Genomic DNA, 23,633 nt, shown 5'->3' on the forward strand with positions numbered 1-23,633 from the left:
TGGAGATTTATATGAGCTTTATACTGGAAAAAGTTACTGCCCGTGAAATTCTCGACTCTCGCGGTAATCCCACTGTTGAAGTGGACGCTTTTACTTCTGACGGAATGATGGCCCGGGCATCGGTACCGTCTGGCGCCAGCACCGGCTCACGCGAGGCGACCGAACGCCGTGATGGCGATGCCACTCGTTTTGGCGGGAAAGGGGTCCGTGATGCCGTTAAGGCCGTGGATACAGAAATCTGCGACACCGTCAGGGGAACAGATGTGCGGGAGCAGCGGCGACTGGATAATCTGATGCGGGAGCTGGACGGCACTGAGAACAAAAGTCGGCTCGGCGCCAATGCCATTCTGGGTGTTTCTCTGGCGGTGGCCAGACTGGCTGCTCAGGTCACCCGTCAGCCGCTTTACCGCTATCTTGGAGGGCTTAATGCCAGCCTTCTGCCCGTTCCGTGCATGAATATTATTAACGGTGGCGTTCATGCCCGTGGTCAGGGCGCCGATTTTCAGGAATTCATGATAGCGCCGCACGGTGCGCCAACGCTGGCAGAGGCCGTTCGTCAGGGCAGCGAGGTCTATCAGGCTCTGCGCCAGATCCTTCTGTCCCGTAACCTCTCCGCCGCGGTGGGTGATGAAGGGGGATTTGCCCCGGCCGTCTCCTCGAACCGTGAGCCGCTGGAATTCATTGTCCAGGCAATTGAGAAAGCCGGTTACCGGCCGGGGGAAGATATCAGTATCTGTATGGACCCGGCATCCAGCGAATTTTACCGCGACGGGAAATATCACCTTCGCACCGAAAGCAGCGCCCTGAGCTCTGAAGAGATGACGGATTATTATGGTGAACTGATGAACCAGTTCCCCATTGTCCTGCTTGAAGACGGACTCGCCGAGGATGACTGGGCTGGCTGGAAATACCTGCATAATAAACTGGGCGGCCGTACCGAACTGGTCGGTGATGACCTTTTCGTAACGAATGTGAAGTATATCCGCCGGGGTATTGAAGAAAAGCTGGCCAGCGCGGCGCTCATCAAACTCAACCAGATTGGCACACTGAGCGAGACGTTCGACGCGGTTTCACTGTGTCATGAACACGGATGGGGCGCTTTTATTTCGCACCGCAGCGGTGAAACTATGGACACATTTATCGCCGACATGACGGTGGCATTGCGGGCGGGGCATCTGAAAACCGGCGCGCCCTGCCGTGGTGAACGTATTGAAAAATACAATCAACTTATGCGCATTGAGCAGGATCTGGGCAGTGAAGCCCGTTATGCGGGTATCAAGGCATTTGTTCGCCGGGGTTGACCGAAATCATAACGGCATCTGAAGGATGTATGCCGGTTAAATCCGGCATACATCCTGGTTTCGAAATTATATTCATCTGAGATGGGGAGTCGGGCATTGGGTCAGTTGTCAGCAATTATGATTGGCGGGGCTGTGGGGTGTGTCATTCGCTGGTTTTTTGGGGTTAAGCTCAACAGTTTCTTTCCTTCACTTCCGCCCGGAACGCTGGTGGTTAACCTGCTGGGGGCTTTTATCATCGGTGCCGCAATGGCCTATTTTATGCGCAACCCTCAGTTGGATCCTGCCTGGAAACTGCTGATCGTTACCGGTCTGTGTGGTGGGCTTACCACCTTTTCAACATTCTCTGTAGAGGTCTTCACATTATTGCAGGTGGGAAATTACTTGTGGGCCCTCACTTCCGTACTGGTGCACGTGGTAGGGTCGCTGCTCATGACCGCGGCGGGTTTTTACCTGATAACATTACTTGCATAAAACTTACAATGCAGCTCTGGTCAAGTTACAGATTTGACCTGCTCTGCACTGAATACTAGGTCTGCCGGACAGGGCTGAGGGAGAATGGCTTCCTGCCGGCTTTAACGATGATTACCCGTTCAGGTAGAACATAAAAATATGCCCCTTTAGAGCGAAAGGCGGACGCCAGTAACGCTGAAACAAGAAACGATAACGGGTTAAATGTTTAGCGCCTCGCAAAGGATTCAAATGTTTTGATGGCCTGCTTCAGCCAGTCGGGAAAGTTTGCTCTGTACCACCATGTCAGTTGTAAAAAATGATGAAGCCTAAGAAAGAAAAAGCTTTCCAGTAGGCACCGTAAACAGAGATGAAACCGGAGAGGGTAATATCATGATTACAAAAATTCTGATTGCCTATGATGGTTCGGAGTCTGCAAAAGAGGCTATGGATTTCGCCTTTGAACTTGCTCATCATTTTAACAGCGAATTGTATGTTATGGCTGTTTGTCACTTAACTGAGTTTGGCGGTGAGGTTGAGATGCTGGATTTTGTGAGTCGGACACAATCCTACTTCTATCAGAGGATGAGAAATCTGAGGAAACAGTATCCGGAAATGAAAAAAAAACCTCGATTACATATTGCCACAGGGCATCCGGCAGAACAGATTCTGCATTATGCCGATGGTCATGGTATCGATCATATTGTGGTCGGTCACAGAGGAAAAAAACAGTTTTCTCAGTGGTTGTTGGGTTCAGTTGCTCGACAGGTGGTGGACCATGCCCCTTGCCCGGTAACAGTTACCCGTAAATGAGACTATTTTCATTGGATGGTACGCAACAGATCTATTTCCTTTTGTTTTTTTTACGAGAAGTTCGGTTCAGTGACCATAGCGAGAAAGCAAAAACACAAATCAGGCCCAGTGAAAGGAGAATTAACGTCGTTATTAAATAATCCATGATAGCCTCCATTTTTATACTGTGACCATTTTAGCATGTCATGCAATTTAATATGTGAATGTAAATGATTTTTATATTCAATAGATAATATGGCAATAAAGTCAGTCTGGAGAAAAGATGGAATTTATAAGCATATTGTATGCCACACTCGACGGAAACCGTCAGCATACACTCAGAAAAAATGAACCTGCATGTTTTGCTGATTTAAACCTTGATAAAGTTATCACTTCGATAACTCATGGTCGGGAAGTGTATAATATTAAACCATTTTTTTATTCACCATTAGAATATCTTGACGATATCTACTATCGGCAGGGTATAATTCAGGATGTTGGAAATGAAAATCTCTATAGTGCTATAAAGGAATTCTCATCTGACATGCAGAAAATTAGAGAGATTTCAGGGGAAAAGGAGTACCGGTACTATCATTATCAGCAAAGACGCTGGGAACTTGAGTGTATACTACTTTATTGTCAGTCGGTTACAAAACTTCGGGAGCATTTAAGCTCGTTGTTACTTGGGTCGTCCGGTATGACAAATTTTAGAAATTATCTTTCCGGGTACATTGATAGTGAGAATTTTAAAAGTTTATCCGCAATGGCAAACCGGATAAAAGATAATCTTGAGGGAATTCGCTATAATCTCAGAATTAAAGGTGACACAATCAATGTGGAACACCATGCAGATGAAATAAACTATAGCGATAAGATTATTAATGTTTTCTCAAAATTCAAACAACGTGATGTAACGGTTAAACTTGATTTTAAGAGTCATGACACTGTCATGACTAATGTTGAAGCCAGAATTCTGGAGTGCGTTGCCAGACTTTTTCCGTCTGTTTTTTCTGAGCTCGATACATTTATTGAAACCAGAAGCGATTATCAGAGTCATACACTGAACATTTTTGAACGTGAAATCCAGTTTTATCTGGCCAGCATCGAATATTTCCGCAACTTTCAGAACGCCGGATTATCATTTTGTATTCCTGAGATAAATGTTAATAATAAAAATATAACAGTCACCAACGGATTTGATCTGGCTCTTGCTTATTCACTTCTGAAGAAAAAAGAGAATGTAGTATGTAATGATTTTCAGTTGCGGGAATGTGAACGCATTTTAGTTGTTTCTGGCCCTAATCAGGGAGGGAAAACCACATTTGCCAGAATGATCGGACAGTTGCACTATCTGGCTTTGCTGGGGCTATACGTTCCCGCAGAGGATGCGAATTTGTTTCTGGTCGATAATATTTTTACTCATTTTGAAAAAAGCGAAAATATTCATAATCTTAGGGGTAAATTGTATGACGACCTTGTACGGATCAAATCTATACTTGATGTGGCTACATCAAAAAGCCTTATTATCATGAATGAGATTTTTACCTCAACAACTTCACACGACGCGTTATACCTTGGAACCCAAATTATTAAAAAAATAGTGATGCTGGATGCACTTTGTGTATGTGTGACTTTTATCGATGAACTCACCAGACTGGATCGGGCTATCGTCAGTATGATGAGTACGGTGGAAAATGATGAAAGGGCTTCACGAACCTACAGGATTGCCAGAAAACCTTCGGATGGCGTGGCGTGGTCAGCGACATTGGTTCAGAAGTATGGTCTGACATATGAAAAAATAAAAGGGGAGGTGAATGGATGAACGTATATCTGATGTATAAAGATGCTGATTTTGTTTTGGATGATATTTTCCCGGATAATTTCAATATCCAGGTGAGAGATCTGGGGTTGGATGTATTATTCCAGAGTCTTTCTGCTGGGGATGAGTTTTTATATTCAGTGGTCAAAAAAGCCTGTTCTCAGTCGCTTGCTGACGTTCCGTGTATTGAGTACAGACAGGCTATTTTGCGTGACTGTCTTTATAACTCAAATATTATCAGGGAATTTTATCAGGCGGTTCTTGAGTGCCTGACGATGGAGAAAGAAAAACTTCACTACATTGTATTTGGTCATTCCCCCTCAGCAATGCTTCATCAGTCAATTTCCTTCACTAGATTTTTCCTTGAAAATTTAAAGAAAGTCAGAGCTATTGCTGAAAAAAATATTTATTTTTTTGAGTCATCCGGAATGACTCGCCTCCTGAAGATGATTATCCAGGAACTGAATGAGGATTATCTGAGGGGTATAGAAGAACATCTTAAACAGATGGACTTCAAAAGAGGCGTATTAATGAGTGCCAAGCTTGGTCCGGGAAGTCGTGGAGACGAGTATATTCTCAGAGAACCCAACTCGCCGGATAAGTGCTGGTTCAGGCGCATTTTCTCAAGGAGACCTGAACATTACTCGGTTCAAATAGCCCCTCGTGATGAAAATGGCTTCAGAGCACTTAGCGATTTACGGGATGAGGGACTGGTACTGGTTGCTAGTGCAATGGCGCAGTCTACAGAGCATTTACGGAATTTTTTCAAATCACTGCGTGCAGAGCTAGGATTTTATGTGTGCTGTATTAACCTTGCTGAAGAATTAAATAAACGCAATTTACCCCAGTGTTTCCCTGTTCCTGTATATAAACGAGAGCGTCGTCTGGTTTTTGAATCGTTGTATGATGTTTGTCTGGGGCTTACATCAGACAAGAATATCGTCGGCAATACATTAAAGACTGATAATAAAAACACATTCATTATTACCGGTGCAAATCAGGGCGGGAAGTCTACCTTTTTACGTAGTATTGGACTGGCACAGATAATGATGCAAAGTGGAATGTTTGTCGTGGCTGAGTATTTCTGTACCGATATTTGCGGTCAAATCTTTACTCACTATAAGTGTGAAGAGGATAGCTCTATGGTTAGTGGAAAACTGGATGAAGAGCTCCTGCGTATGCGCGATATCGTTGATCTTCTGGAACAAGACGATCTTGTCCTGTTCAATGAGTCGTTTTCAGCGACCAACAGCCGGGAAGGGGCTGATATTATCAGGGGGATTGTGATGGCGCTTGCAGAGAGCAGGGTAAAAATTTTTTTTGTTACCCATTGTTCAGAGTTTGCCTGCGCGTTTTATCAGGAATTCCATCCAGATACCGAATATCTGTGTGCTGAAAGACGAGACGATGGTGAAAGGACGTTCAGGATCGAGGAGGGAGCACCGATGGATACTAGCTTTGGTGAAGACTTATATCAGGCGGTTTTTACATCTGATGAGCTTGCATGATCCTCTGTTCCTGATAAAAACAGAACAGGGATGTGTTTTTAAAGCATTGCCATCATTAAATGGCCAGCCGCTTTCATCAGTAGTGAATCGATAGAATGGTGTTATTAATAAAAGAATTGCTGTTCTGATTAAATGCCTCGTCTTCAGAAGGAAAAGTGGAGAGCATTGTCATACCACCATACAATCCAGTGGTAACATAAAAACTCCACACTGGGGCACGGTGGAACGGTCCGGCAACATATGGACACATACTAGTGATACACAGATAATCATTGCTAATAATGAATTATAAATAAAACACTTAAACCCACAGAATATCGTAACTTACTCCAGTATATAGCGACCACTGATGGTTTTGTCTTCGCTCATTTCATAAAGGACTGGGACACCCGTAGGGATATGCAGATCCATTACATTATTTTCGTCTGTCTGCTCAAGGTACATTGTCAGAGCCCGAAGCATATTGGCATGGCCGATCAGTAATAATGTTTCTCCGCTGACGACGCGGGGAGCGATGACATGCTGCCAGTAAGGTATAACTCTTCGTAGTGCCATCTCAAGACTTTCACCTTTTGGGAGATCTGACAGAGCAATATGGTGATAGCGGGCTTCGCGATGGAGAAGTTGTGGGGCTGCCGCAAGCAAAGGCGGAATACCTCGGTAACTTTTTCGCCAGTGATACACCAGTTCCTCGCCCATTTGTTGTGCCGCTTCATCTTTCCTCATCCCTTGCAGGGCGCCATAATGACGTTCATTCAACCGCCAGGTTTTACTCACTGGCAGCCATAACAGGTTCAGTGTCTCCATTATCAACCAAAGTGAATGTATTGCCCGGTTGAGAACAGATGTACAGGCTGAATCTATCTGTATACCAGCCTGTTTTATGAGCCTGGCTGCATGTCGGGCTTCTTCTTCTCCTCTCCTGGTCAGCGTAACGTCTGTCCATCCTGTAAAACGATTTTGCTGATTCCATTCACTTTCGCCATGTCGGAGCAAAATTATTTTTCCCATGACCCAGAACCCGTTGTTGTTAATAGTACGTATCAATAAATTGCCAGGGTTTTCCTGGCATCCACGTTTAATAACCTTTTTTTTTCGATGTTCTGCTGAGAAAATGGCGGACCAGCAAATGGCTGCTACTCCCGATGAAAAGGGCAATAGCGATTGCCACGTAATCATCAGGAAGTGCGGAAAAAAATACATCTGAGATTAGGAAAACCAGACAAGTTGTCAGTATTCCGATGACCGTTGATAGTAAGAGTATTTTAGGATTCACAGAGGACCTCCTTATAGCCCCCAGATCGAAGGTATGGGGTAGGTACAGGACTGGCTTTTTTAAAGGCTGGCTTACCGATAAAGACTGCCGCCTCACCCATAGCGTTTTCAATACGCTTCAACTGATTGTATTTTTCAATGCGCTCTCTGCCGCAGGGGGCACCAGTTTTTAGACGACTGTAACGAAGTTCGCAAACGAATGCGTCATTATTCAGGTCCGAAATTTCACGTAATGTGGTGATGGTTTCTTGATTCTTCGTGGTCGAGCAGGTGAATTTTCCTGGACGATAATGGGGGGCTGGTCCGCCGATGTGGTTAAGCGGGTCGGCCGAAGCTGGAACACTACAGACAGTGTAGCGCAGCCCAATAACATGAATGAAAAGAGAACATTTTGACAAGGGCGTTTTGTGGAATGAGAAGAAATTGTCTGAATTTCGCATAGAAACACCTGACATACATGCTTAAAAGGAAACAGCGATATTGTATATCAGGCGTCATCATCCAGTTTGAAAGTACTGGCGGTTGGGAAAGGTGGAGCACCATCACCTTATGGATTGAGCTTAAATGAGACTTTCTCTGAAATCAATATTTATTACGGCATGCCATATCAGCGATGTGTTACAACGGGAAACAGGCAGGTATTGTTAACTTGATATTCGCTCTCCCGCAGAACGAAAAAAAATTGGTGAATATCCTGATGAGTTATCCATTCGCGGACGAAAATCATCATTCACCTTTCGCCCCTGTCGGAGGTGGTGCAGCAGTGTCTGTTCCCGGATGTGGTCTGGCGTAACCAGCCCCGTGCGGAAAAACGCGTGAATCTGCGCTAGCACAAGGTACAGCGGAAGGAAGATAAACGCTGGTGCCATGAGGCCATGCTGCATCAGAGCCTGGTCGCGCGGGCTGATCTGAGTGTTCAGTCGCCGGAAATGGTGGGAGCATAGTATTCGCGCTGGTCGGACGAACTGGCATCGATGTTCTGGCAGTGGCGCAGGCGCTTTCCCTCGCTGGCGGAACTCAGGTGGCACCAGGACGCGGTGGAGGAGTAGCCTGACGGCCAGCGTGCGGCTGACCGCTGGCGCGTGCCCTCCAAGCTGAACCAGCTTGGAGGGCATATGATACATATGGAACTGGCAGACATTGCCCGTCGCTGGTCGCTTCGCACCGAAAGCAGGGGCGGTCAGTGGGCAATGTTGCCTTTATCGAAGTCGGCGCGTTAAGGGAAAACGAACAGGCAGACGCATGGGGCTGCCGGCGGGGATTCAAAGCGGCCAGCGTGGTGGTGTAGGTGAAAGTGTCACGGGCAGATTTTCTGCGTGACCGGCTGAAACCCCACAGGGCAGTGGGGGGATGGGCGATTTTTGTTATTTTCTGTGTCTGGAGGATGTCATTACCATTGATGAACTTCCCGACCGCTGGGGGCTACTCTGGGTGAATGAAAGGAGGCGCATCACAGGGCCAACTCTATGTCTCGACAACATCAGAGTAGCAGTTTACCCGCCGTAAGGCAGGAGAAGAGGCTTTGCGTTGACACGAACAACTGGGAACAGATCACTGATGTAAATATTATCAGCGAGTATACTATGAATGAAAATGATCTTCATGTGGCTGCGTAACGCTATGGTTTATCGACAAGGTTATAGACTGGAAAAAAGCCCATTAGTTGCTCTGTATTTTGCTACAGAAAAAATTCAGATGAGCTAACTGATGCTGCTGCTTTCATGACTTGGGATGTTCCAGATAGTAAATTAGATGTAATGCAAAGTTCGAAATTTCTTGGAGTAATTCAAGTAGAGCGAAATTTTTGCTAAGAAGTGTATTATAAAAGCTGTCATTTTTATGGGGTGAATTATGAAAATTATATCGCTGACCCTTTTGATGTGGTTCTTTTAAAAAGATTGATGACTATCTTGAAAATGTAAATTTCTCTTAATTTATTATAATTTAAGGTTGGGCTAAAATAAAATAAAAACTTTAATTTTTTTATTTGAAGATATTGGGTCTCAGTGTGTCTGAAATAAATTTCTTGAAGCCTTTTCTTTAATCTTTGAAATTGTTCTAGGGCGAAATGGGCTCCAACTGCAGCGGAAATTAAGATAATGTCGACATGTTTAATGAACATCAAGCTATAATAAAACAACTACCTATAAATCAATGAGTGAAAAATCAGGGGTGTATCGCTATTTTTAAATGGGATTAATGATGAGGCTTATCCTGCGAACCTTTTTGATACAATATCGCAAATCGATGGGGTAAGCCTTTCAGATTTAAAGGGGAAATTCATGGTTATTAAAAATAGTTATTCCTAAAGAAAAAATTGATGAAGTTCGGGAGGATTGAATTTATATAGTTTGACTAAAGAATTTATTTATCCTGAGATAATGTATTTCACCGAGTACATGCAAGACAAAATAGTCTCAAGATATCGAATCCGAACGTAAACTGCTCCTTCATGATTTAATTTCGGAACATACTAACTTTGCTTTTTGCTGTTGTAACCTTGATAAAGGATCGCACTCTGATCTAACATGGCTCCGTTATACCGTTGCGTAAAGCAACATGCCAATGTCCCTGCAATCTGAGAGGGACGCCTTCGGGTGATTGCTTGCCAAAACCGTCATGACCTGAGAGACGGAGCCTTCGGGCGGTAACTCCGTTTAACCTTTGAAAACGGAGGTCGTATAGCGACGAAGGTCCTTTTACTTACAATGCCTGTTTATGGCCTTTTCATCTCAATGGTGGTTCTCGCCAACGTTTCCTCTTTCGTTCAGACGCTGAATTCCGGTTGCAAACTTTGCGGCGTGGGTATGACCATTTGAAACATTTGGGCATCTTCCACGACTGCATTGAGAGCAGAGGAGCGCGGCGTCACTTGCGTTCGAGTGAAACGAGTACCAAGTGACGCGCGCAGCGCACTACGTCTCAACCCACGTACGACGTGGTTTTCAACGTTTTCGTACCAACTGAACAACACGTAACTAAGGGTTTTACGACCTTAAAGACGTCCTCTCATACGTTTTAACGCAAATTAACCAACGTCCTTCAACACGCTTATGCGTCAGGACTTCACTTCATTTAAGGAGAAATCGGCACGACATCGATGGCGACACCGGCGAGCAGCTGGTGTGTGGAGGCAGTCTGATGAATATCAGCCCGGCGAAAGCCGCGAACAGGTCAGAGACCTGGGGAGCCTTGCAATAACTCAACATTTCGCCGCCCCGATGCACAGATGTCTGCCGAGTCGCAGGAAGCGCAACCGTAACCGTGCCATCGGGGTGAAATACCATCGTCTGTAACTTCAGTGCAGCCGGTGACAAAGCTTTTCCGTTCACTCAGACGGAAAAGCTCTGTCACCTTTTTATGAGGAGAAGCTGTAATGGCTAAATTGAATAAAAATTTGAAAACACTTGCCAGACAGGCAGGTGGAAGTTTTAAGACTGTTGCCGATCGGATGAAAATAGCCGACAGATTTGCTGCCCGGTTGCAAAGTCTTAATATTCAGATTAGGGACATTAAAAATATTAAAACAGGGCATGTTGAATTATATGTTCGCAGCCGTCTTGCGGAAGACATATCAAAACGCACCCTGCAAAATGAAATGTCCGCCATTCGTTCTTTGTTACGTGTTGCGGGAAAAACGTTTATGGCCGATCCGTCTCACGAAAAACTGAGCAATGAAGCATTGAACATCTCCGGAACAAGTCGTGATGGAACAAAAGTGGCCATCACCGATGAACATCTTGATTCTGTACTTTCGTTAGTTAAGGAGAAAGATGAAGGCGTGGCTGTTGCCATTCAACTCTCTCGTCTCCTCGGTTTACGAACAGAGGAAACGATCCAGTCGGTTAAATCACTTTCGACATGGAAAAAGGCTTTGCAGAACGGAGAGAATAAAATCAGAGTGGTTTTTGGGACGAAAGGTGGAAGGCCCAGGGACACGACAATTATTAAGCGTGAAGAGACATTAAAATTATTATCTTCCGCTTTGAAGTACACAGCAGAACATAATGGAAAACTCATCGATAAACCTTCCTTACACCTTGCCATTGAGCGATACAGAAATATCGTACGTGAAGCGGGAATGGTTGGAGAGTTTGCTCCTCATAGCCTCAGGTACGCTTATACACAAGATGTGATCGGATTATATTTAGAACACGGCTTCAGTGTAAAAGAAGCTCAGGCTCTTGCTTCTATGGATTTAGGTCACGGTGATGGTCGTGGACATTATGTAGCGAGGATTTATAGCAAGACAAAATCATAGCAGCCAACGTGTTGAACGCTATCACTAAGTTTTATTGAAATTAAATTATTCTCACTCATTGATGGCAGGGGTTATGATGAATGTACTTAAAGTATCCAGGTTAGTTAAAGTGGCTAATAGGGCTTCATTTTTTGATTTTATTTCACTCGTATCAGAAATTGAAGGGCGTTTGAAATTGTTGCATGCATACTCCATTCTCTTTGCCATCGATGGTAAGGGTGATAGTTACTTCTCTTTTGAGCATGTTTCCCGGACTACTTTTTTAGTTACTGAAAGATTAATGGAATATAAACTTCTTGGACTGATTCCTGATCATAGAGTTAAGTGCCTTGATGATATTTTTGAGCAATGTAAACAGGTACTGGGTGATAAAAAGTGGAACATGGCAGTGACAGGTGGGACAGTAGTTGCTCAGGATGTACTTGACACATATGCAGAAACTTTTCTCACCACCTATGTTGAAGAGTCCGATACCCGCTTCTTAAAGGATTTTGTTCAATGGTACTTAAGTACCTGTTGAACAATCATCAAGCCTGTCGTACGATAATTTTGCTAACCGTTGTCATCACGACAACTGCCAATGTTCGGTGGATTTGAGACGAACGCCTTCGGGTAATCCATGCCAATGCCACCACAACCTGAGAGGTGGCGCCTTCGGGTGGTTCAAACCTGTTTAACCTTTGCAAACAGGGACCTGATAACCAGGTTAAGGTCCATTCAACTTATTCTTCCAGATTTTTCATCCCACGGGACAACGCTTCCCGTATCGGGTGGTCGTTTCCCTTTTTTATTCAGGAAATGCCGCCATGACCTTTCTTCATATTGTTTACTTTGTTGCTGTTTTTGCCGATCGCTTTGTGTGCTTCATTGCACCAAAAACGCTGATTGCTGAATGGTTTTTCTGGTTCACCGGTGATGCGAAGTCATTACTGCTTGTTGTTCGTGAGCTGGAGCTTGCCCGTTCATATCAGAAGGACGAAGCATCAGTGTTGCTGACGGAATTCTCGGTCTACCATGCCGCCTTTTTCTTCGGAGAACGCGAGTATTACGGACTAAAGGTTCGCTGGCCACGCTGGTTCATCAACCGCCTTCATTTTACCGGGATGCAGCTCGACGCCACGCAGTGGCAGGAAGGCTGTCAGAATGGATTCAGCGACGCAGCCGCACTGGAGTCCAGGGCGACTGCTCATTGCTGATAACGCTGTACATTTCACTCACTTCTCCCACAGGACTCCGCTCCCGACAGGGCAGGGTTCCACGTTTTATAAGGAACCTTTGATGACTGCTTTTGCTATTACTGTTGATGTCCTTGCTGCCAGCATCCATTCAAAGACCGGGTTCATTTCGGTGATGTCGGAGATTGAAGGGCTGTTACAGAGCGCTACAGCGCTGAACATTTGCGGCATCCCGGACAGCATCGATCTGGATGGTTTTCCGGAACGCTGCAGCCAGACAATCCACCTTGCCAGTGTTGTTGGTGAGGCCCAGGAAATGAATCTGATTCCAGACTCTCTTCGTCAGTTTGTCGATGATGTTGTCCTGACGGGAAAACGCTTCGACGCTGAAGGCGACACTAACGCATGGTGCTACGGTTTTAAGCTGGGCACCGAACGTGGACTGGCTAACTGGTCCGGCGTTTAACGACAATATCTGATTTTTTACGACGGATATTCGATTACTGATAACTCACCCATGCGGGGATAACCCCCCGCATAGCGGTGAAGGTGTCTCCGCCTTAACCAACGGAGACATACCATGAGTATAATGCTCATCCTTGCATCAAAAGCGGCTTCAGCTCTGGCGCACGTTTCTGAGTCACTTAATCAACGTAAGAAAGAATGGTTCACCAATCAGTCGGGGCACAGCAGCTTCCGGCCGGAAGTGATCCCGGATGGTAACGGATTCACAGCCATAATTTCCCGACGAACCGGTTACAGTCCGAAAGACTGGACCTATCAACGTTGTGCAACCGCAGGACGGTTTGCCTCCTCGCGTCAGGCAATGAATGCTGGTCGCCGGATGGCGCAGCAGCTGGCTGATTTACGTTACCGTTTTGACTGATACAACACACTGACCTCCCCCAGGGATCTTCCCTGCGGGAGGTACTGGCGGGCATGGCTTCATTTTATTCTGAGGTATTCAACATGACCGTATTTAATGACATCGCTTTTGACAGATCTTACGCACCTCAGGGAATGCATGAACTGTGGCAGGGGCAACGCTCGCTTTCCCGTTTCATCGCTTATGTTGCGGAATTAGAGGGTGAACTCCTGGCAATACGTGCATTCCGGCGCTGCGCTATCCCTGACCTGACGGGCAGCTACGGCGTTCCGGTACGCACATTCCGGCTTGTTTCGATTGCCCGGCTTATTGGGTACGCCTGTATGACCGGGGCATTTACTGACGGTTTATTCGAAAAGTACATTGCCGGGCTGATCCTTCTCGGAGAACAGATTGCCCCCCGGGCCTGGAATTTTGGGTTTAGTGAGGGGCAGATGCACTTTGATGAGATGCGCTCTGACGATGAAGCCAGTGAGGAACAACGGGCTGTATTCTGTGCGAGTGCAGACTATATAGCCTGATTTCTGAAGCGAAAGCGGCTCCCGAGAGAAGCTTTCTCAGTTAAACAAACACTTTCCGGAGGGACCTTCCCTCCCGGGGAAGTTTCCTCCTCCTTTCCCCGGAGGAAATATGATCCGCTTTACTTCTGATGAACTACGTCCGCTGTTTACACAGAATCTGGGTATGCAGCGCCCGCTGATACTTGAAAAGAAACTGGGCATTTATCTTCGTGTACCGGATGACAGACGTCCGGGGGAGTGGCTGAAAGCCTGGGCTGCAGGCTGCAATCCGTTAAAAGATGCAGACTGGTTCACACTTGTCGACACGCTCATACCCGAACATGAGTTTTCTTTTCAGACATTTATGGCACAGAGCATGTTTGATGCCGTGCTGAACGACCATCACGACCTGCTCATGAAGCCTGTTATCAGTAAGCTGAATAACGCGCTGACACTTCACAAGGGAACGAGACCACCCATGAAGGTATATGTGCCGGTGGGCGAATATCGCTACCGGATACAGTGGCTTTATGAGCAGTCCTTACGCCACTTCCATGCCTGTGTGGGTGATGCTGAACGTCTCAGCTGGCGTTCGCAGGCATTGCATGTGCTGGATCAGGTGATACGCCTGGACTCGAAACGGGCGAAACCCGCCGACCGGGAGAGGTTTGACCGGGCGGTCGAGAGCGTACGTGACCGTATCCGTTCGGTGATGTCCGACGGCTCCTTACGTTATTACTGATTTTTCCACGCACCGGTGGCGCATCGTCCGCCACCGGGCAGGGATGCGCCCCGCACTCAGAGGCAGCATCCCATGAAGATAACCACCGGCCGGCGTAAACCGGCGGCAGTACAGACCCCCGACCTGTATCAGCAGGTCACTGACAAAATCATTCTGGCGCTCGAAAACGGCGTACCGCCCTGGCGGCGCCCCTGGCGTTCGGCTCAGAACGTGCATGGAGGCAGTCTGCCGGTCAATGCCGTCACCGGCCGCGCCTACAGTGGCATTAATGTACCACTGCTGTGGATGGCCGCTGAAGAACACGGGTACACGTCCGACCGCTGGCTGACTTTCCGGCAGGCGAAAGCCGTCGGCGGTTATGTCAGGAAGAATGAGACCAGCGCGCTGGCCATCATCTACAAACCGTTTGAGAAACAGGCCCGCGACAGCAGCGATAACCTGTTGTATCGCGACGGTGAACCGGTCATGGAGCAACTGGCCATGCTGAAGCAGTTGCAGTTGTTCAATGTTGCCCAGTGCGACGGCCTTCCCGAATCCGTACAGGGTGAACAGCCCAACACGGTGGAGGCAGAGCCGCCCTCTGAACTCAGTGCAGCTCAACTGCAGCAGGTGCAGCAGATACTCAGCACAACCGGCGTCGGCTGTGACCATCGCCGGCAGGACCGCGCATTTTACCGTCCGGGTGCCGACCGCATTGTGATGCCGACGGCATCGCAGTTCCGGACGGAAGCGGATTACTGGTCCACGCTGTTGCACGAACTGGTACATGCCACCGGCCACAGCAGCCGCCTGAACCGGGAAGGTATTACCTCATCATCGCGTAAGTTCGGTGATCCGGTTTACGCCTTCGAAGAGCTGATAGCGGAAACCGGAAGTGCCTTTCTCTGTGTGGAGCTCGGCATTACCGGCGACGTGCAGCACGAAAGCTATCTGGCCGGCTGGCTGAAAGCCCTTCGTGAAGACAAAAGAGCGATTTTCCGTGCCTGCCGGTTTGCCCGGGAAGCGTCGGAATATTTACTTGCCCCCCTGAACCGGAACACGGAACAGGCGGCATAAACTGACCCGGCGGCTGCGGCCGCCATCATCCCCCTGGGGGCATCTTCCTCAGGGAGATGCCCTCTTTTCGTTTTAACCGACAAGAGGAGTTTCACAATGTTCTCATGGTGCCAAAACCGTCTGGAGATCACCGGTAAATCAGTCTGTCTCGATGTGATGCAGCCCTGGATTGCCGGCACGGAAAAACCGCTTTACCGGCATGCCATCCGGCAGGCGATAAAGCTGTTCCTCGCCGGCTGTGCCGGCATACTGAAGCCCGTCAGGGCGGTGGATTACGCACCGTATCCTATGCTGACCGCATCCGGTACAGGCGCGCAGACCTCACCCAACCAGGCCTTCCAGCATTTTATCGAGCTGCTGGAGCAGAATGCGTGGCTTGACAGCAAGACGCTCTCCCGTATGGAGAAAATCTGGCTGCAGTCCGGCATCGATGCACTGAAATGGGAAGCCATTCCCTTTGCAGCGCGGCAGATAATGGCGCAGCTGATGGCCGTGCACTATGCCGACTGGTTCGGCGTTGCCGGTGCCGGTGGTCAGTTTGATCCGCAGGAGCGCTGGGAGTCGCTGAGCATCATGCCGGAGACGACCTGCCCCTGTGACATGCTGATGGTGATGCCGTCACGTCTGGCCTCCGAGCTCAACGGCGAAGGTGGTCTTTTCACCGGGCTCTGTATAACGTCCGAACTCTATATGCAGCTCTTTGGCATGGAGTTTCCGGCGGGCCATCAGGCCAGCTGGAGCAGGGATGACGTGGGGTCACTGACGCTGAGCTTTGCATCTCCCTGGTATCCGCCGTCAGGTGAGGTTATGGGGATAATGTCGCAGATGTTTGACTGTGAAATCCGGCACTACTGGATTTCACCGGATGCCGGCACGTCAGGGTTCAACTGCTTTGATCGGGGGGACCACGTTGACAGTGGTCCGTACCAGGCAGAAGCGCTGCGGCAGTCAGCATCCGGCGACGGTGCACGCATGTATCTGGTGACACCCGAAACGGCTGCGGTTCCTGCAACCACCGCAGCGCACTACGGCAGCATCCGCGCATAACATTCACTTAACGTCGGTTTATCCGGCTCCTCTGACCGGTCACAGCGAAAGCTGTGGCCGTTTTTCACCCTGAAGGGAACACCGTTTCCCTCCGGGCGCGTGTTCTCTTTCCGGAAGGGAGCACATATGAAAAGCGTCATCAACCACGAAAAAGCCTTTCTCTCACTCTTCAGCCAGACTGCACGGTACCATCACCGGCATCAGGTATTTGAAGACTTTGTCAGCTGCAGTGTGATCGCACTGCAGAACAGCCTTCAGTTCTGTGACAAACGGGAAGAAAAGTACATGCGTATTGTCGGCCGTTACGAAAAAACGGACATCTCCCGTATGGCGCAGCTACTGGCCCATGTGACCAACGGGCTGGATGAGACGCCCGGCGATTTTCTTGGCCGCGTTTTTATGCAGCTTGAACTGGGTGATAAATACCGTGGTCAGTTTTTCACGCCGTGGAATATCGGTCTGATGATGGCCAGAATGCAGCTCGGTAACGTCGAAGATAATTTTAGGGACAAGCCGTTTATCACGCTTTCCGAACCTGCCTGCGGCGCCGGCTGTATGGCTCTGGCATTTGCCTTTGTTCTGCGTGAGGCTGGCTATTCTCCTCACCGGTATCTGTGGGTCTCTGCTCAGGATATCGATCCGCTGGCGGCCGGTATGGCGTATATCCAGCTTTCGCTGTCTGGTGTGCCGGGGGAGGTGGTGATCGGCAACTCACTAAACGATGAGCGCCGGCGAATACTTCACACGCCCGCGCATTACATGGGGAACTGGAGTTTCCTGCTGCAGACGAGAATGAATGCAGCCGTTGCATGAAAGCTCATACTGAACAAAAGGCCACGAATCATTGTGGCCTTTTCTTTTCACATATCTGAAAAGTTATCGAAGATTCCGGATAAAAAAACGAGGATTAATGGGATAATATAGCTGCCAAGAAAACCAAGACGAAAAAAGTCAACGTAATTGTCGGTGAATGGTTTCGTATCCCACATTACGAATGCATCCAGAGTTGCTACACATGCCACTAAAATATAGCCAGCAACGGGACTGAATAGCTTCATAAGAAGTACAGGCCATTTTTCAGCATTCTCACACAAATAGAGCGCAAACCCAGATATCCATACAAATGTTAACAGGATAGTAACCCGCCAGCTTATGTATTCCGGCGGGAATATATTTCTTTTCATCATGACATACCAAAATAGTAACTCCGTGCCATATATGGCTAATGGGATCGCAAGTAAAAATAATCTTGAAAATCTGATGTTAATTTTCATTCTGTAGCCTTTTAACCCAGGTCATCGTAGAACGGGTCTACAATATAAGAACCATGCTTACCGGCGACGGCTCCTGGTTTTGTCTGTAAAGCAAAAATAAATATTCGCAGCGGGATTTCTCTTCTCAGCAGAAGTCTGGTCAGCCTGAAGGTATAAATAAGGTGGTGGTAATACTTCATACCTGTATTTTCGCCTCCTGCTGTTGATAGTGTTCAAACCAGAACACCACCGGCTTATCGACGATCTCTACCAGGCCAAAGCGCTCTGCGGTGCGGAAATTGACGCTATATGTTCGGGCGCGCTCTACCTGCTGGCTGATTTCTTTTCTCATTCCTTCAACGCTAAATGCCCCCTTGAACAGGTTGCACGGTGCGCAGGCGGGAAACAGGTTTTCTATTGTGTGCAGATCTGGATGCAAGACTTTACCAGTGTTTCTGGCAACATGCGTTACTCCGCTTCCAACTGGTGCCAGCACATATTCAAAATCGCGGCGCACAGGTTCAACGTGATCTGCATGCCAGCCTTTTTCAGGGAGAAAGCAGCCACAATACGCACAGCGCCCGCCGAACTTCATGCGCAGCTCTGCCCGCTGCGCTTTTGTGATTTTGTTCTTTGGCCTGGAGAAACGACCGTCCGGAACTTCCGCTTTAGGCAGGTGCTTCGGCAAATCAGGCAGTTCAATCATCATGCCTTCACGATTTTTAACCCTGGGCATACCTGTTCCCCCATTTCCAGATTGAGATTGATGCCAGCGGCAGACAGTACGAAATCGCCGAAATCCGTGGTGAAGCTGATGCGCCCCGAACGTCGTAATAACCCGATTTTTTCAAGCCGTTTCACCTGTTCTTTCTCAAGGTCATGGCCACCTGATTCCGGGTCATCACAGCACTCAGCAAAGCGGTTCAGCGCTGTAATATCATCGTCAGAAACGAATGATCGCCACGGCTCCGTATTAATGCTCACCGTGCGAGTTTTCAGAATGGTGTCTGCGATTTGAGAATACTCAGAGCGACGTTGTTCGTTGTACTGTAAACGTGCATGCCATCCCATCAGGTAAAATGCATAGAATGTCCCGTTCTCCCCGGTTTTCCAGTGTTCAGTAGGGAGGTCTTTCTTGATTGCACGCCATGCCCACTCCCGGCAGTAGTCTGCGTCAGTGGTCTCTTTGAAGTCGAACGGCGCAACCGGGCGGGCTTCTAGATCGGCGATGCGTTGGCGCAGTTGAGAATTATCGGTTTTGTCAGCTTCGCGCCCTGCAAGCAGCGATGCGATGATGTTTAATTCGTCGTTATTCACTAATGCCATAAACTCACTGGTGGCATTATCCCATGCAGTCAGCGCTTCATAATTTGTGGGATTGTTTCGGTGATCTGCGAATGTTGAAAGGTATTTCTTCGCCGCCAGTGTCAACATGTCGTTATTCATACTGCATCGCCTTTTCTGTAGGTTATGATTTTGATATCGAGAGTTTTGCTGTACGGGTTGATTTCAATCGCACGGGTCATCGCCTCCAGGCTGAGTGATGGAGTAAGTCCACCGATACCGCTTCCCAGTAAAGGAAAAGCAACAGAGTGAAATCCCTTCACGGCGGCGAGGTTCAGGGCCGCATCTGTGCAGCAATGGACGATTGATTCCGAGCTGCACCAGAACATATTCAGTGCGGCTGCATGAATGATGGGTGTTTTAAGTTTACCGCCATCAGTCAGGCAGACCGTTCCCGGGCGCATCACACCTGTTCGGGCGAGTTGTCGGAACGGCTCCGGCCCTGCCAGCTGTTTCAGTCTGCCGGAGACCCCCTTAGGCCAGAGCAGCCACCAGGGTATAAAATTCATATTCCAGGCATTGATCAGACAATCAGCTTCCTGTTCGAAGAGATCACCTGGCAGGACGGTAAGTGTCATTCTTCATCTCCGTCAGGATATATTACTGCACCGGGAAGACTTTCCGGCTCAGGGACGATATCGGTATCGGAAATGCTTTGCAGATAGCGCAGCGCTTCTTCTGCTGTTGAGAATTCAGTAATGTTGCTGCGACTCATATAGCTGTCAGTGGTAATTCCGTATTTTCCCGTTCCTGTATTAAAAACGAAGTTGTGGCAACAATTGTCAGTCGGGACGTTATAGACAATCATTGTTTTTTCGTTATTGTGGTCGGTCCGCAAATATTGCATAACGAATTCAACCATGCGGATATTTTGATACAGTTCGTGTTCTGATGTTGTGGTAAAACCAACAGAGAAGGCGCCCTGATTAGTATGGCAATTATACATCCCGCCCGCGTGAAGGCCTTTTTCCCTGACCCATTTTTCTTTGTATTCATACATTGCCGGTGAGGGATTAACGAGGTCAAAAATAACCTGCCAGTTCGGTATATCTCCCCATGACGCAATCAGCAGTTCGTCACGTTCATTTTGCAGCTGAGCAAGGTTATCCTCTGCAATTTCAAGATTGCGTTCCGCACGTTTAACGGAGCGCTCCCGGCGTGCCACAATATTCTGCGCTTCTGCAATCCGTTCGTGGATGGCATTGAGTTGTGTCTGTAACTGAACCATGATGTGACCTCTTATTTATTTGAGAGAGCCGCTAGCGACATCCGGGATCTGCTTCCACAAACGTGATGTCCAGGTTTTTTTAAGATGCTCCGGATTGGAAGATATATAGGTTGCTGTAATAAAGCTCTCTTTACTGTTCCCCCGAACATCGAGCGTCAGGCGGTCATTTTCGGCCCAGTTCCGGCTCATGCGATAGTAGTTGCCCGGCTGCGCCTCCCAACTGGTGCCTTCTGAGATCGCCGATGCTGACCAGCCTGCATTTCCCTGACCGCTGTTATGTGCAGCAGCGACATCAATGTCCGATACAAACCCGTAATGCTGTTTCAGACGCATGGCTACAGTTTCAGCTGGAATCGGTATAGGGCCATAAAACTGGCCGACGTAATTACGTTGGTTCGGTTCAGCACTGTTTTGTGTCTGCTGCTGACTCACAGGGTTGATAAGCGATGTCAGCCTGCTGAGGCTGAGGTCGTTTAAGGGGGAACTGCCGCTACAGCCGGTCAGCGTTAATAAAAGAGTCGTCAGAGAGACAACGGAGAACATTTTTATCATGGTATTACCCTTTTGACGTCTTCAGGAAGTGAAATCCCGGGGCTTATCCTCTGTTGCCCCGGTCTTGTTGAATCAGAAGGTGAACTGCATCTGGGCGACTGCACCGTAGGTACGATCGGTGCCGGCAATGCCCGTGATGTCCAGATGGACCACATCAAAAGGCGAGAAACCGAGCCCGGCCGTGAAGGCGGAGCCATCGTTCGAAATGATGTTCTGGCGGTAACCTGCACGAACCTGCATCCAGCTCCACGCATTCAGCTCGACGCCAGCGCTTGCAAACTGACGCTTTTTGTCGGTATCGAAACGGCTGGCTTCAGTCAGGTCGACATCGAGCGCCGTTGTGATAAAACCGCTGTGCCATGCAGCTCCGGCCGTAGCCTGCGGCTTAACTTTGAATGTCCCGGTCGAGCCATTTACCGGTTTGGTCTCAACGGAACGGGGAATGACGTTCAGGACTGCCAGACCCAGAGTCCAGTTGTCAGTCAGATCCGTTGCCAGTCCCAGGTCAGCGTTAAAACCCGTTTTTGTGTTGCGGTAATCGCCGGAATGGATATCGCTCTTATCGAAATCGCGAACGGAGACATTGTAGTTAAACAGGTCAATACGCTGATATTTCGGGGTGATGCCCAGGGACCATCTCTGACCGGCAGTTTCAAACTCATGTGCCATTGCTACCCCGACATCGGTGATAACGGCTGCACGGCCATAAGCTTTCGAGGTCAGGGAATTCTTGTCTACAGCGGATGGAGGGATGTCGCCATCAGCCACCTTATCGAGATAATCCAGGTCATGGTCACTGACTTTACCCTCAACAGACACTGTCCCCCAGGACTTCACGACTACCGCAAAAGGCAGGGTCTGATTTGGCACGGTTGCCACTACAGAGGCACCGACCTGACCATTGGCATGAGTATCTTTCAGATCCTGCAGTTTATTTTTAAGTGCCGCTGCGCTTTCGCTGACACCGGACTGGCTGTCGGCGGCTGCATCAAAACGGTCCCACAGGTCTTTCACATCATCCGCTTTGTCCACCGTGTTATCGGGATCAGAGACTTGCGCGCCGACAGACGGCAGCACCAGGCTGAAATAATCGGTTGGTCCAAAATGCGTCAACAGCGCCGGGTTGGACAGCGCCGCGGTACCGTAGTGTGCTGATGCCACGCCGGTGCCCCCCATTGCGTCCCCCCGTGCTTCCATCCAGCCTGTGGCTGCATAGACTGACGGCACCGCAGAAACCAGCAGGGCAACAGAAATGCAGCGTGTAATCATTGAAACTGAAGCTTTCATCATTTATTTCCTTTTCTCATTTATGGTGTTTAAGGCAAAAGAATCCCCTGACGCTGGCGCGCCAGTTAAAACGGGCTATTCAGTGAATTCAGATGGAACGGGTTGAAATAATGTCTTCCGCTATCTTTCTCCATTCATCATTTATAAAATTATCCGGATTAAGGAAAGGCTCCCTTTCTTCAGTGCTCCAGATCCTTTGGGTATATTTTCCGTGAGAATCGTGGAAGGGTTTTTGTATTTCCCTTAATGCTGCCGGCGGAAGTACTTCCCCGGATATCATTGAATCCAGAATGTTCCCTGAATCAATAAAGGTATCGACAAGGGAGAGGACTTCGGCTTTAAACAGCAATCCGCACAGGGCCAGGAATAAAGTAAATTGTTTCCCTGACTCACCGGATACTGAACAACGGCCAGCACATTCCACAACACGGAACCTTGTGTCGTTAATGGTTGTGTACCGGCGAATAAACAGGAAAATATCATCCTGCTCTTTTTTTCGAATAAAAAAGAGATCCGGCCGGGCGATAAAATCTTCCGGATTGATTTCCTGAATTCTGCACGTTAATAACCGGGATGCATCGAGCCAGTCAGGAAATACGGTAATCCGGACCGGAGGGACGATTTTGCCCGAGAGCCACCCGGTACTGACATAAAACCATTCAGACAATTTTTCCAGCAGGGGCGGGGTCATGTAACCGAGCGTTCTTTCCCGGTTTTCCAGCACACCCAGGCTCATGTTCCAGTCCGCAAGCAGATGGGCCACCTCCGGAGATGACAGATTGTATTCGTCCATCAACAGCCAGAAACGTTCAGGGATGCGGGTAACGGCGGCCTGATGCGGTGTGAGGGTTTCACGCATGACGCCTTCAATCATAATATTCACGAGAGCCGCAGCCGAGATACCCAGACGACCTGACATGAGGATGATAAAATCCCCCACAGCAGGTTTGAAACGGATGGCCATCGGGTTACCGGATGTTTTCTTTCCGTCGGACATTGCGGCGGTCAGCTGCAGCAATTCGTCGTCCCGTTCAAGGGCGATCCTTGCCAGCAGGGATGTCATATTCAGATGCTTCATAAAAAGTCCTGGTGTTGGCTAACAGTCTAATTTTCATCGGTTTATTTATATGTATCCGGTGTGAATACGTTACGCCGCGAAA

General features: G+C 48.3%; 25 protein-coding genes, 1 pseudogene and 1 riboswitch. Of the genes and pseudogenes, 16 read left to right on the plus strand and 10 right to left on the minus strand.

The window, feature by feature from the left end:
- The first annotated feature begins 11 nt into the window (after positions 1-11).
- The 5 genes from eno (at position 12) to BJF97_RS02485 (ending at position 5,867) form a co-directional block, all read left to right on the plus strand.
- Positions 12-1,301: a phosphopyruvate hydratase gene (gene eno / locus BJF97_RS02465; protein ID WP_013095220.1), complete on the plus strand. Its 1,290-nt coding sequence runs from the start codon at positions 12-14 to the stop codon at positions 1,299-1,301.
- 81 nt (positions 1,302-1,382) lie between these two features.
- Positions 1,383-1,772: a fluoride efflux transporter CrcB gene (gene crcB, locus BJF97_RS02470; protein WP_044158961.1), complete on the plus strand. Its 390-nt coding sequence runs from the start codon at positions 1,383-1,385 to the stop codon at positions 1,770-1,772.
- A 369-nt stretch (positions 1,773-2,141) separates the two neighbouring features.
- Positions 2,142-2,561 (plus strand): universal stress protein, encoded by a 420-nt coding sequence (locus tag BJF97_RS02475; RefSeq protein WP_013095222.1) that lies wholly within the window; start codon positions 2,142-2,144, stop codon positions 2,559-2,561.
- 262 nt (positions 2,562-2,823) lie between these two features.
- Entirely contained in the window at positions 2,824-4,362 is a 1,539-nt protein-coding gene (locus tag BJF97_RS02480; RefSeq protein WP_044158959.1) for a MutS-related protein, read from the plus strand.
- Positions 4,359-5,867 carry a MutS-related protein gene (locus BJF97_RS02485; protein WP_013095225.1) on the plus strand — a complete coding sequence of 503 codons (1,509 nt, stop codon included), beginning with the start codon at positions 4,359-4,361 and terminating at the stop codon, positions 5,865-5,867. The genes BJF97_RS02480 and BJF97_RS02485 overlap by 4 nt, the downstream gene beginning before the upstream one ends.
- 324 nt (positions 5,868-6,191) lie before the next feature.
- On the opposite strand, the gene BJF97_RS02490 is transcribed toward BJF97_RS02485, so the two are convergent.
- Both BJF97_RS02490 and BJF97_RS34985 read right to left on the minus strand, forming a co-directional pair.
- A complete protein-coding gene (locus tag BJF97_RS02490; RefSeq protein WP_227660841.1) occupies positions 6,192-7,046 on the minus strand; it encodes a 2,3-bisphosphoglycerate-dependent phosphoglycerate mutase in 855 nt (284 codons plus the stop codon).
- A 152-nt stretch (positions 7,047-7,198) separates the two neighbouring features.
- Positions 7,199-7,330, minus strand: a pseudogene (locus BJF97_RS34985) (phosphopyruvate hydratase); the annotation flags it as partial.
- Positions 7,331-7,623: 293 nt separating this feature from the next.
- A riboswitch (Fluoride riboswitch) is annotated at positions 7,624-7,698 on the minus strand.
- Between the two features lie 418 nt (positions 7,699-8,116).
- Here BJF97_RS34985 and BJF97_RS35610 point away from each other — a divergent pair.
- The 11 genes from BJF97_RS35610 (at position 8,117) to BJF97_RS02545 (ending at position 17,622) form a co-directional block, all read left to right on the plus strand.
- A complete protein-coding gene (locus BJF97_RS35610; RefSeq protein WP_353055152.1) occupies positions 8,117-8,191 on the plus strand; it encodes a hypothetical protein in 75 nt (24 codons plus the stop codon).
- A 2,327-nt stretch (positions 8,192-10,518) separates the two neighbouring features.
- Positions 10,519-11,403 (plus strand): integrase domain-containing protein, encoded by an 885-nt coding sequence (locus tag BJF97_RS02500; protein WP_013095229.1) that lies wholly within the window; start codon positions 10,519-10,521, stop codon positions 11,401-11,403.
- Between the two features lie 73 nt (positions 11,404-11,476).
- Positions 11,477-11,923, plus strand: a complete 447-nt coding sequence (locus tag BJF97_RS02505) for a hypothetical protein (protein WP_099725561.1) — start codon at positions 11,477-11,479, stop codon at positions 11,921-11,923.
- 286 nt (positions 11,924-12,209) lie between these two features.
- Positions 12,210-12,599, plus strand: a complete 390-nt coding sequence (locus tag BJF97_RS02510; RefSeq protein ID WP_013095231.1) for a hypothetical protein — start codon at positions 12,210-12,212, stop codon at positions 12,597-12,599.
- A gap of 82 nt (positions 12,600-12,681) precedes the next feature.
- A complete protein-coding gene (locus tag BJF97_RS02515) occupies positions 12,682-13,044 on the plus strand; it encodes a hypothetical protein (protein WP_013095232.1) in 363 nt (120 codons plus the stop codon).
- A gap of 123 nt (positions 13,045-13,167) precedes the next feature.
- Complete coding sequence (locus BJF97_RS02520) at positions 13,168-13,464, plus strand: hypothetical protein (protein ID WP_013095233.1); 297 nt, start codon at positions 13,168-13,170, stop codon at positions 13,462-13,464.
- Between the two features lie 53 nt (positions 13,465-13,517).
- Positions 13,518-13,985 carry a hypothetical protein gene (locus BJF97_RS02525; RefSeq protein WP_013095234.1) on the plus strand — a complete coding sequence of 156 codons (468 nt, stop codon included), beginning with the start codon at positions 13,518-13,520 and terminating at the stop codon, positions 13,983-13,985.
- A gap of 109 nt (positions 13,986-14,094) precedes the next feature.
- The gene (locus tag BJF97_RS02530) at positions 14,095-14,706 is read left to right on the plus strand and encodes a hypothetical protein (RefSeq protein WP_013095235.1); all 612 of its coding nucleotides are present in this window, start codon (positions 14,095-14,097) and stop codon (positions 14,704-14,706) included.
- A gap of 72 nt (positions 14,707-14,778) precedes the next feature.
- On the plus strand, positions 14,779-15,762 hold the full coding sequence (locus tag BJF97_RS02535) for an ArdC family protein (protein ID WP_013095236.1): 984 nt from the start codon (positions 14,779-14,781) through the stop codon (positions 15,760-15,762).
- A 96-nt stretch (positions 15,763-15,858) separates the two neighbouring features.
- Positions 15,859-16,809 carry a DUF1281 domain-containing protein gene (locus tag BJF97_RS02540; RefSeq protein WP_013095237.1) on the plus strand — a complete coding sequence of 317 codons (951 nt, stop codon included), beginning with the start codon at positions 15,859-15,861 and terminating at the stop codon, positions 16,807-16,809.
- Between the two features lie 126 nt (positions 16,810-16,935).
- Entirely contained in the window at positions 16,936-17,622 is a 687-nt protein-coding gene (locus tag BJF97_RS02545; RefSeq protein ID WP_013095238.1) for an N-6 DNA methylase, read from the plus strand.
- Between the two features lie 47 nt (positions 17,623-17,669).
- Here the strand turns inward: BJF97_RS02545 and BJF97_RS02550 are convergent, their stop codons facing one another.
- From BJF97_RS02550 to BJF97_RS02585, 8 genes are all read right to left on the minus strand, one after another.
- A complete protein-coding gene (locus BJF97_RS02550; RefSeq protein WP_054442362.1) occupies positions 17,670-18,083 on the minus strand; it encodes a hypothetical protein in 414 nt (137 codons plus the stop codon).
- A 175-nt stretch (positions 18,084-18,258) separates the two neighbouring features.
- A complete protein-coding gene (locus BJF97_RS02555) occupies positions 18,259-18,768 on the minus strand; it encodes an HNH endonuclease (RefSeq protein ID WP_370686018.1) in 510 nt (169 codons plus the stop codon).
- Complete coding sequence (locus BJF97_RS02560) at positions 18,768-19,508, minus strand: hypothetical protein (protein WP_070082762.1); 741 nt, start codon at positions 19,506-19,508, stop codon at positions 18,768-18,770. Before BJF97_RS02560 ends, BJF97_RS02555 begins: the two co-directional genes overlap by 1 nt.
- Positions 19,505-19,984 carry a macro domain-containing protein gene (locus tag BJF97_RS02565; protein WP_013095244.1) on the minus strand — a complete coding sequence of 160 codons (480 nt, stop codon included), beginning with the start codon at positions 19,982-19,984 and terminating at the stop codon, positions 19,505-19,507. Before BJF97_RS02565 ends, BJF97_RS02560 begins: the two co-directional genes overlap by 4 nt.
- Positions 19,981-20,634, minus strand: coding sequence for a hypothetical protein (locus BJF97_RS02570; RefSeq protein ID WP_013095245.1), 654 nt, complete (start codon positions 20,632-20,634; stop codon positions 19,981-19,983). The genes BJF97_RS02565 and BJF97_RS02570 overlap by 4 nt, the downstream gene beginning before the upstream one ends.
- Positions 20,635-20,649: 15 nt before the next feature.
- Positions 20,650-21,186, minus strand: a complete 537-nt coding sequence (locus BJF97_RS02575; RefSeq protein WP_013095246.1) for a hypothetical protein — start codon at positions 21,184-21,186, stop codon at positions 20,650-20,652.
- A gap of 72 nt (positions 21,187-21,258) precedes the next feature.
- Positions 21,259-22,455 carry a conjugal transfer protein TraF gene (locus BJF97_RS02580; RefSeq protein WP_013095247.1) on the minus strand — a complete coding sequence of 399 codons (1,197 nt, stop codon included), beginning with the start codon at positions 22,453-22,455 and terminating at the stop codon, positions 21,259-21,261.
- Between the two features lie 106 nt (positions 22,456-22,561).
- Positions 22,562-23,551, minus strand: coding sequence for a hypothetical protein (locus BJF97_RS02585; RefSeq protein WP_013095249.1), 990 nt, complete (start codon positions 23,549-23,551; stop codon positions 22,562-22,564).
- Positions 23,552-23,633: the final 82 nt, after the last annotated feature.

The organism is Klebsiella sp. LTGPAF-6F (genome assembly GCF_001753185.1).
Taxonomy (GTDB): domain Bacteria; phylum Pseudomonadota; class Gammaproteobacteria; order Enterobacterales; family Enterobacteriaceae; genus Klebsiella; species Klebsiella michiganensis.

What these genes read in the sequence shown, in the direction of transcription:
- eno (WP_013095220.1), top strand. Translation starts at nt 12, where the DNA reads ATGAGCTTTATACTGGAAAAAGTTACTGCCCGTGAAATTCTCGACTCT.
- crcB (WP_044158961.1), top strand. Translation starts at nt 1,383, where the DNA reads ATGGGGAGTCGGGCATTGGGTCAGTTGTCAGCAATTATGATTGGCGGG.
- BJF97_RS02475 (WP_013095222.1), top strand. Translation starts at nt 2,142, where the DNA reads ATGATTACAAAAATTCTGATTGCCTATGATGGTTCGGAGTCTGCAAAA.
- BJF97_RS02480 (WP_044158959.1), top strand. Translation starts at nt 2,824, where the DNA reads ATGGAATTTATAAGCATATTGTATGCCACACTCGACGGAAACCGTCAG.
- BJF97_RS02485 (WP_013095225.1), top strand. Translation starts at nt 4,359, where the DNA reads ATGAACGTATATCTGATGTATAAAGATGCTGATTTTGTTTTGGATGAT.
- BJF97_RS02490 (WP_227660841.1), bottom strand. Translation starts at nt 7,046, where the DNA reads ATGATTACGTGGCAATCGCTATTGCCCTTTTCATCGGGAGTAGCAGCC.
- BJF97_RS02500 (WP_013095229.1), top strand. Translation starts at nt 10,519, where the DNA reads ATGGCTAAATTGAATAAAAATTTGAAAACACTTGCCAGACAGGCAGGT.
- BJF97_RS02505 (WP_099725561.1), top strand. Translation starts at nt 11,477, where the DNA reads ATGATGAATGTACTTAAAGTATCCAGGTTAGTTAAAGTGGCTAATAGG.
- BJF97_RS02510 (WP_013095231.1), top strand. Translation starts at nt 12,210, where the DNA reads ATGACCTTTCTTCATATTGTTTACTTTGTTGCTGTTTTTGCCGATCGC.
- BJF97_RS02515 (WP_013095232.1), top strand. Translation starts at nt 12,682, where the DNA reads ATGACTGCTTTTGCTATTACTGTTGATGTCCTTGCTGCCAGCATCCAT.
- BJF97_RS02520 (WP_013095233.1), top strand. Translation starts at nt 13,168, where the DNA reads ATGCTCATCCTTGCATCAAAAGCGGCTTCAGCTCTGGCGCACGTTTCT.
- BJF97_RS02525 (WP_013095234.1), top strand. Translation starts at nt 13,518, where the DNA reads ATGGCTTCATTTTATTCTGAGGTATTCAACATGACCGTATTTAATGAC.
- BJF97_RS02530 (WP_013095235.1), top strand. Translation starts at nt 14,095, where the DNA reads ATGATCCGCTTTACTTCTGATGAACTACGTCCGCTGTTTACACAGAAT.
- BJF97_RS02535 (WP_013095236.1), top strand. Translation starts at nt 14,779, where the DNA reads ATGAAGATAACCACCGGCCGGCGTAAACCGGCGGCAGTACAGACCCCC.
- BJF97_RS02540 (WP_013095237.1), top strand. Translation starts at nt 15,859, where the DNA reads ATGTTCTCATGGTGCCAAAACCGTCTGGAGATCACCGGTAAATCAGTC.
- BJF97_RS02545 (WP_013095238.1), top strand. Translation starts at nt 16,936, where the DNA reads ATGAAAAGCGTCATCAACCACGAAAAAGCCTTTCTCTCACTCTTCAGC.
- BJF97_RS02550 (WP_054442362.1), bottom strand. Translation starts at nt 18,083, where the DNA reads ATGAAAATTAACATCAGATTTTCAAGATTATTTTTACTTGCGATCCCA.
- BJF97_RS02555 (WP_370686018.1), bottom strand. Translation starts at nt 18,768, where the DNA reads ATGATTGAACTGCCTGATTTGCCGAAGCACCTGCCTAAAGCGGAAGTT.
- BJF97_RS02560 (WP_070082762.1), bottom strand. Translation starts at nt 19,508, where the DNA reads ATGAATAACGACATGTTGACACTGGCGGCGAAGAAATACCTTTCAACA.
- BJF97_RS02565 (WP_013095244.1), bottom strand. Translation starts at nt 19,984, where the DNA reads ATGACACTTACCGTCCTGCCAGGTGATCTCTTCGAACAGGAAGCTGAT.
- BJF97_RS02570 (WP_013095245.1), bottom strand. Translation starts at nt 20,634, where the DNA reads ATGGTTCAGTTACAGACACAACTCAATGCCATCCACGAACGGATTGCA.
- BJF97_RS02575 (WP_013095246.1), bottom strand. Translation starts at nt 21,186, where the DNA reads ATGATAAAAATGTTCTCCGTTGTCTCTCTGACGACTCTTTTATTAACG.
- BJF97_RS02580 (WP_013095247.1), bottom strand. Translation starts at nt 22,455, where the DNA reads ATGATTACACGCTGCATTTCTGTTGCCCTGCTGGTTTCTGCGGTGCCG.
- BJF97_RS02585 (WP_013095249.1), bottom strand. Translation starts at nt 23,551, where the DNA reads ATGAAGCATCTGAATATGACATCCCTGCTGGCAAGGATCGCCCTTGAA.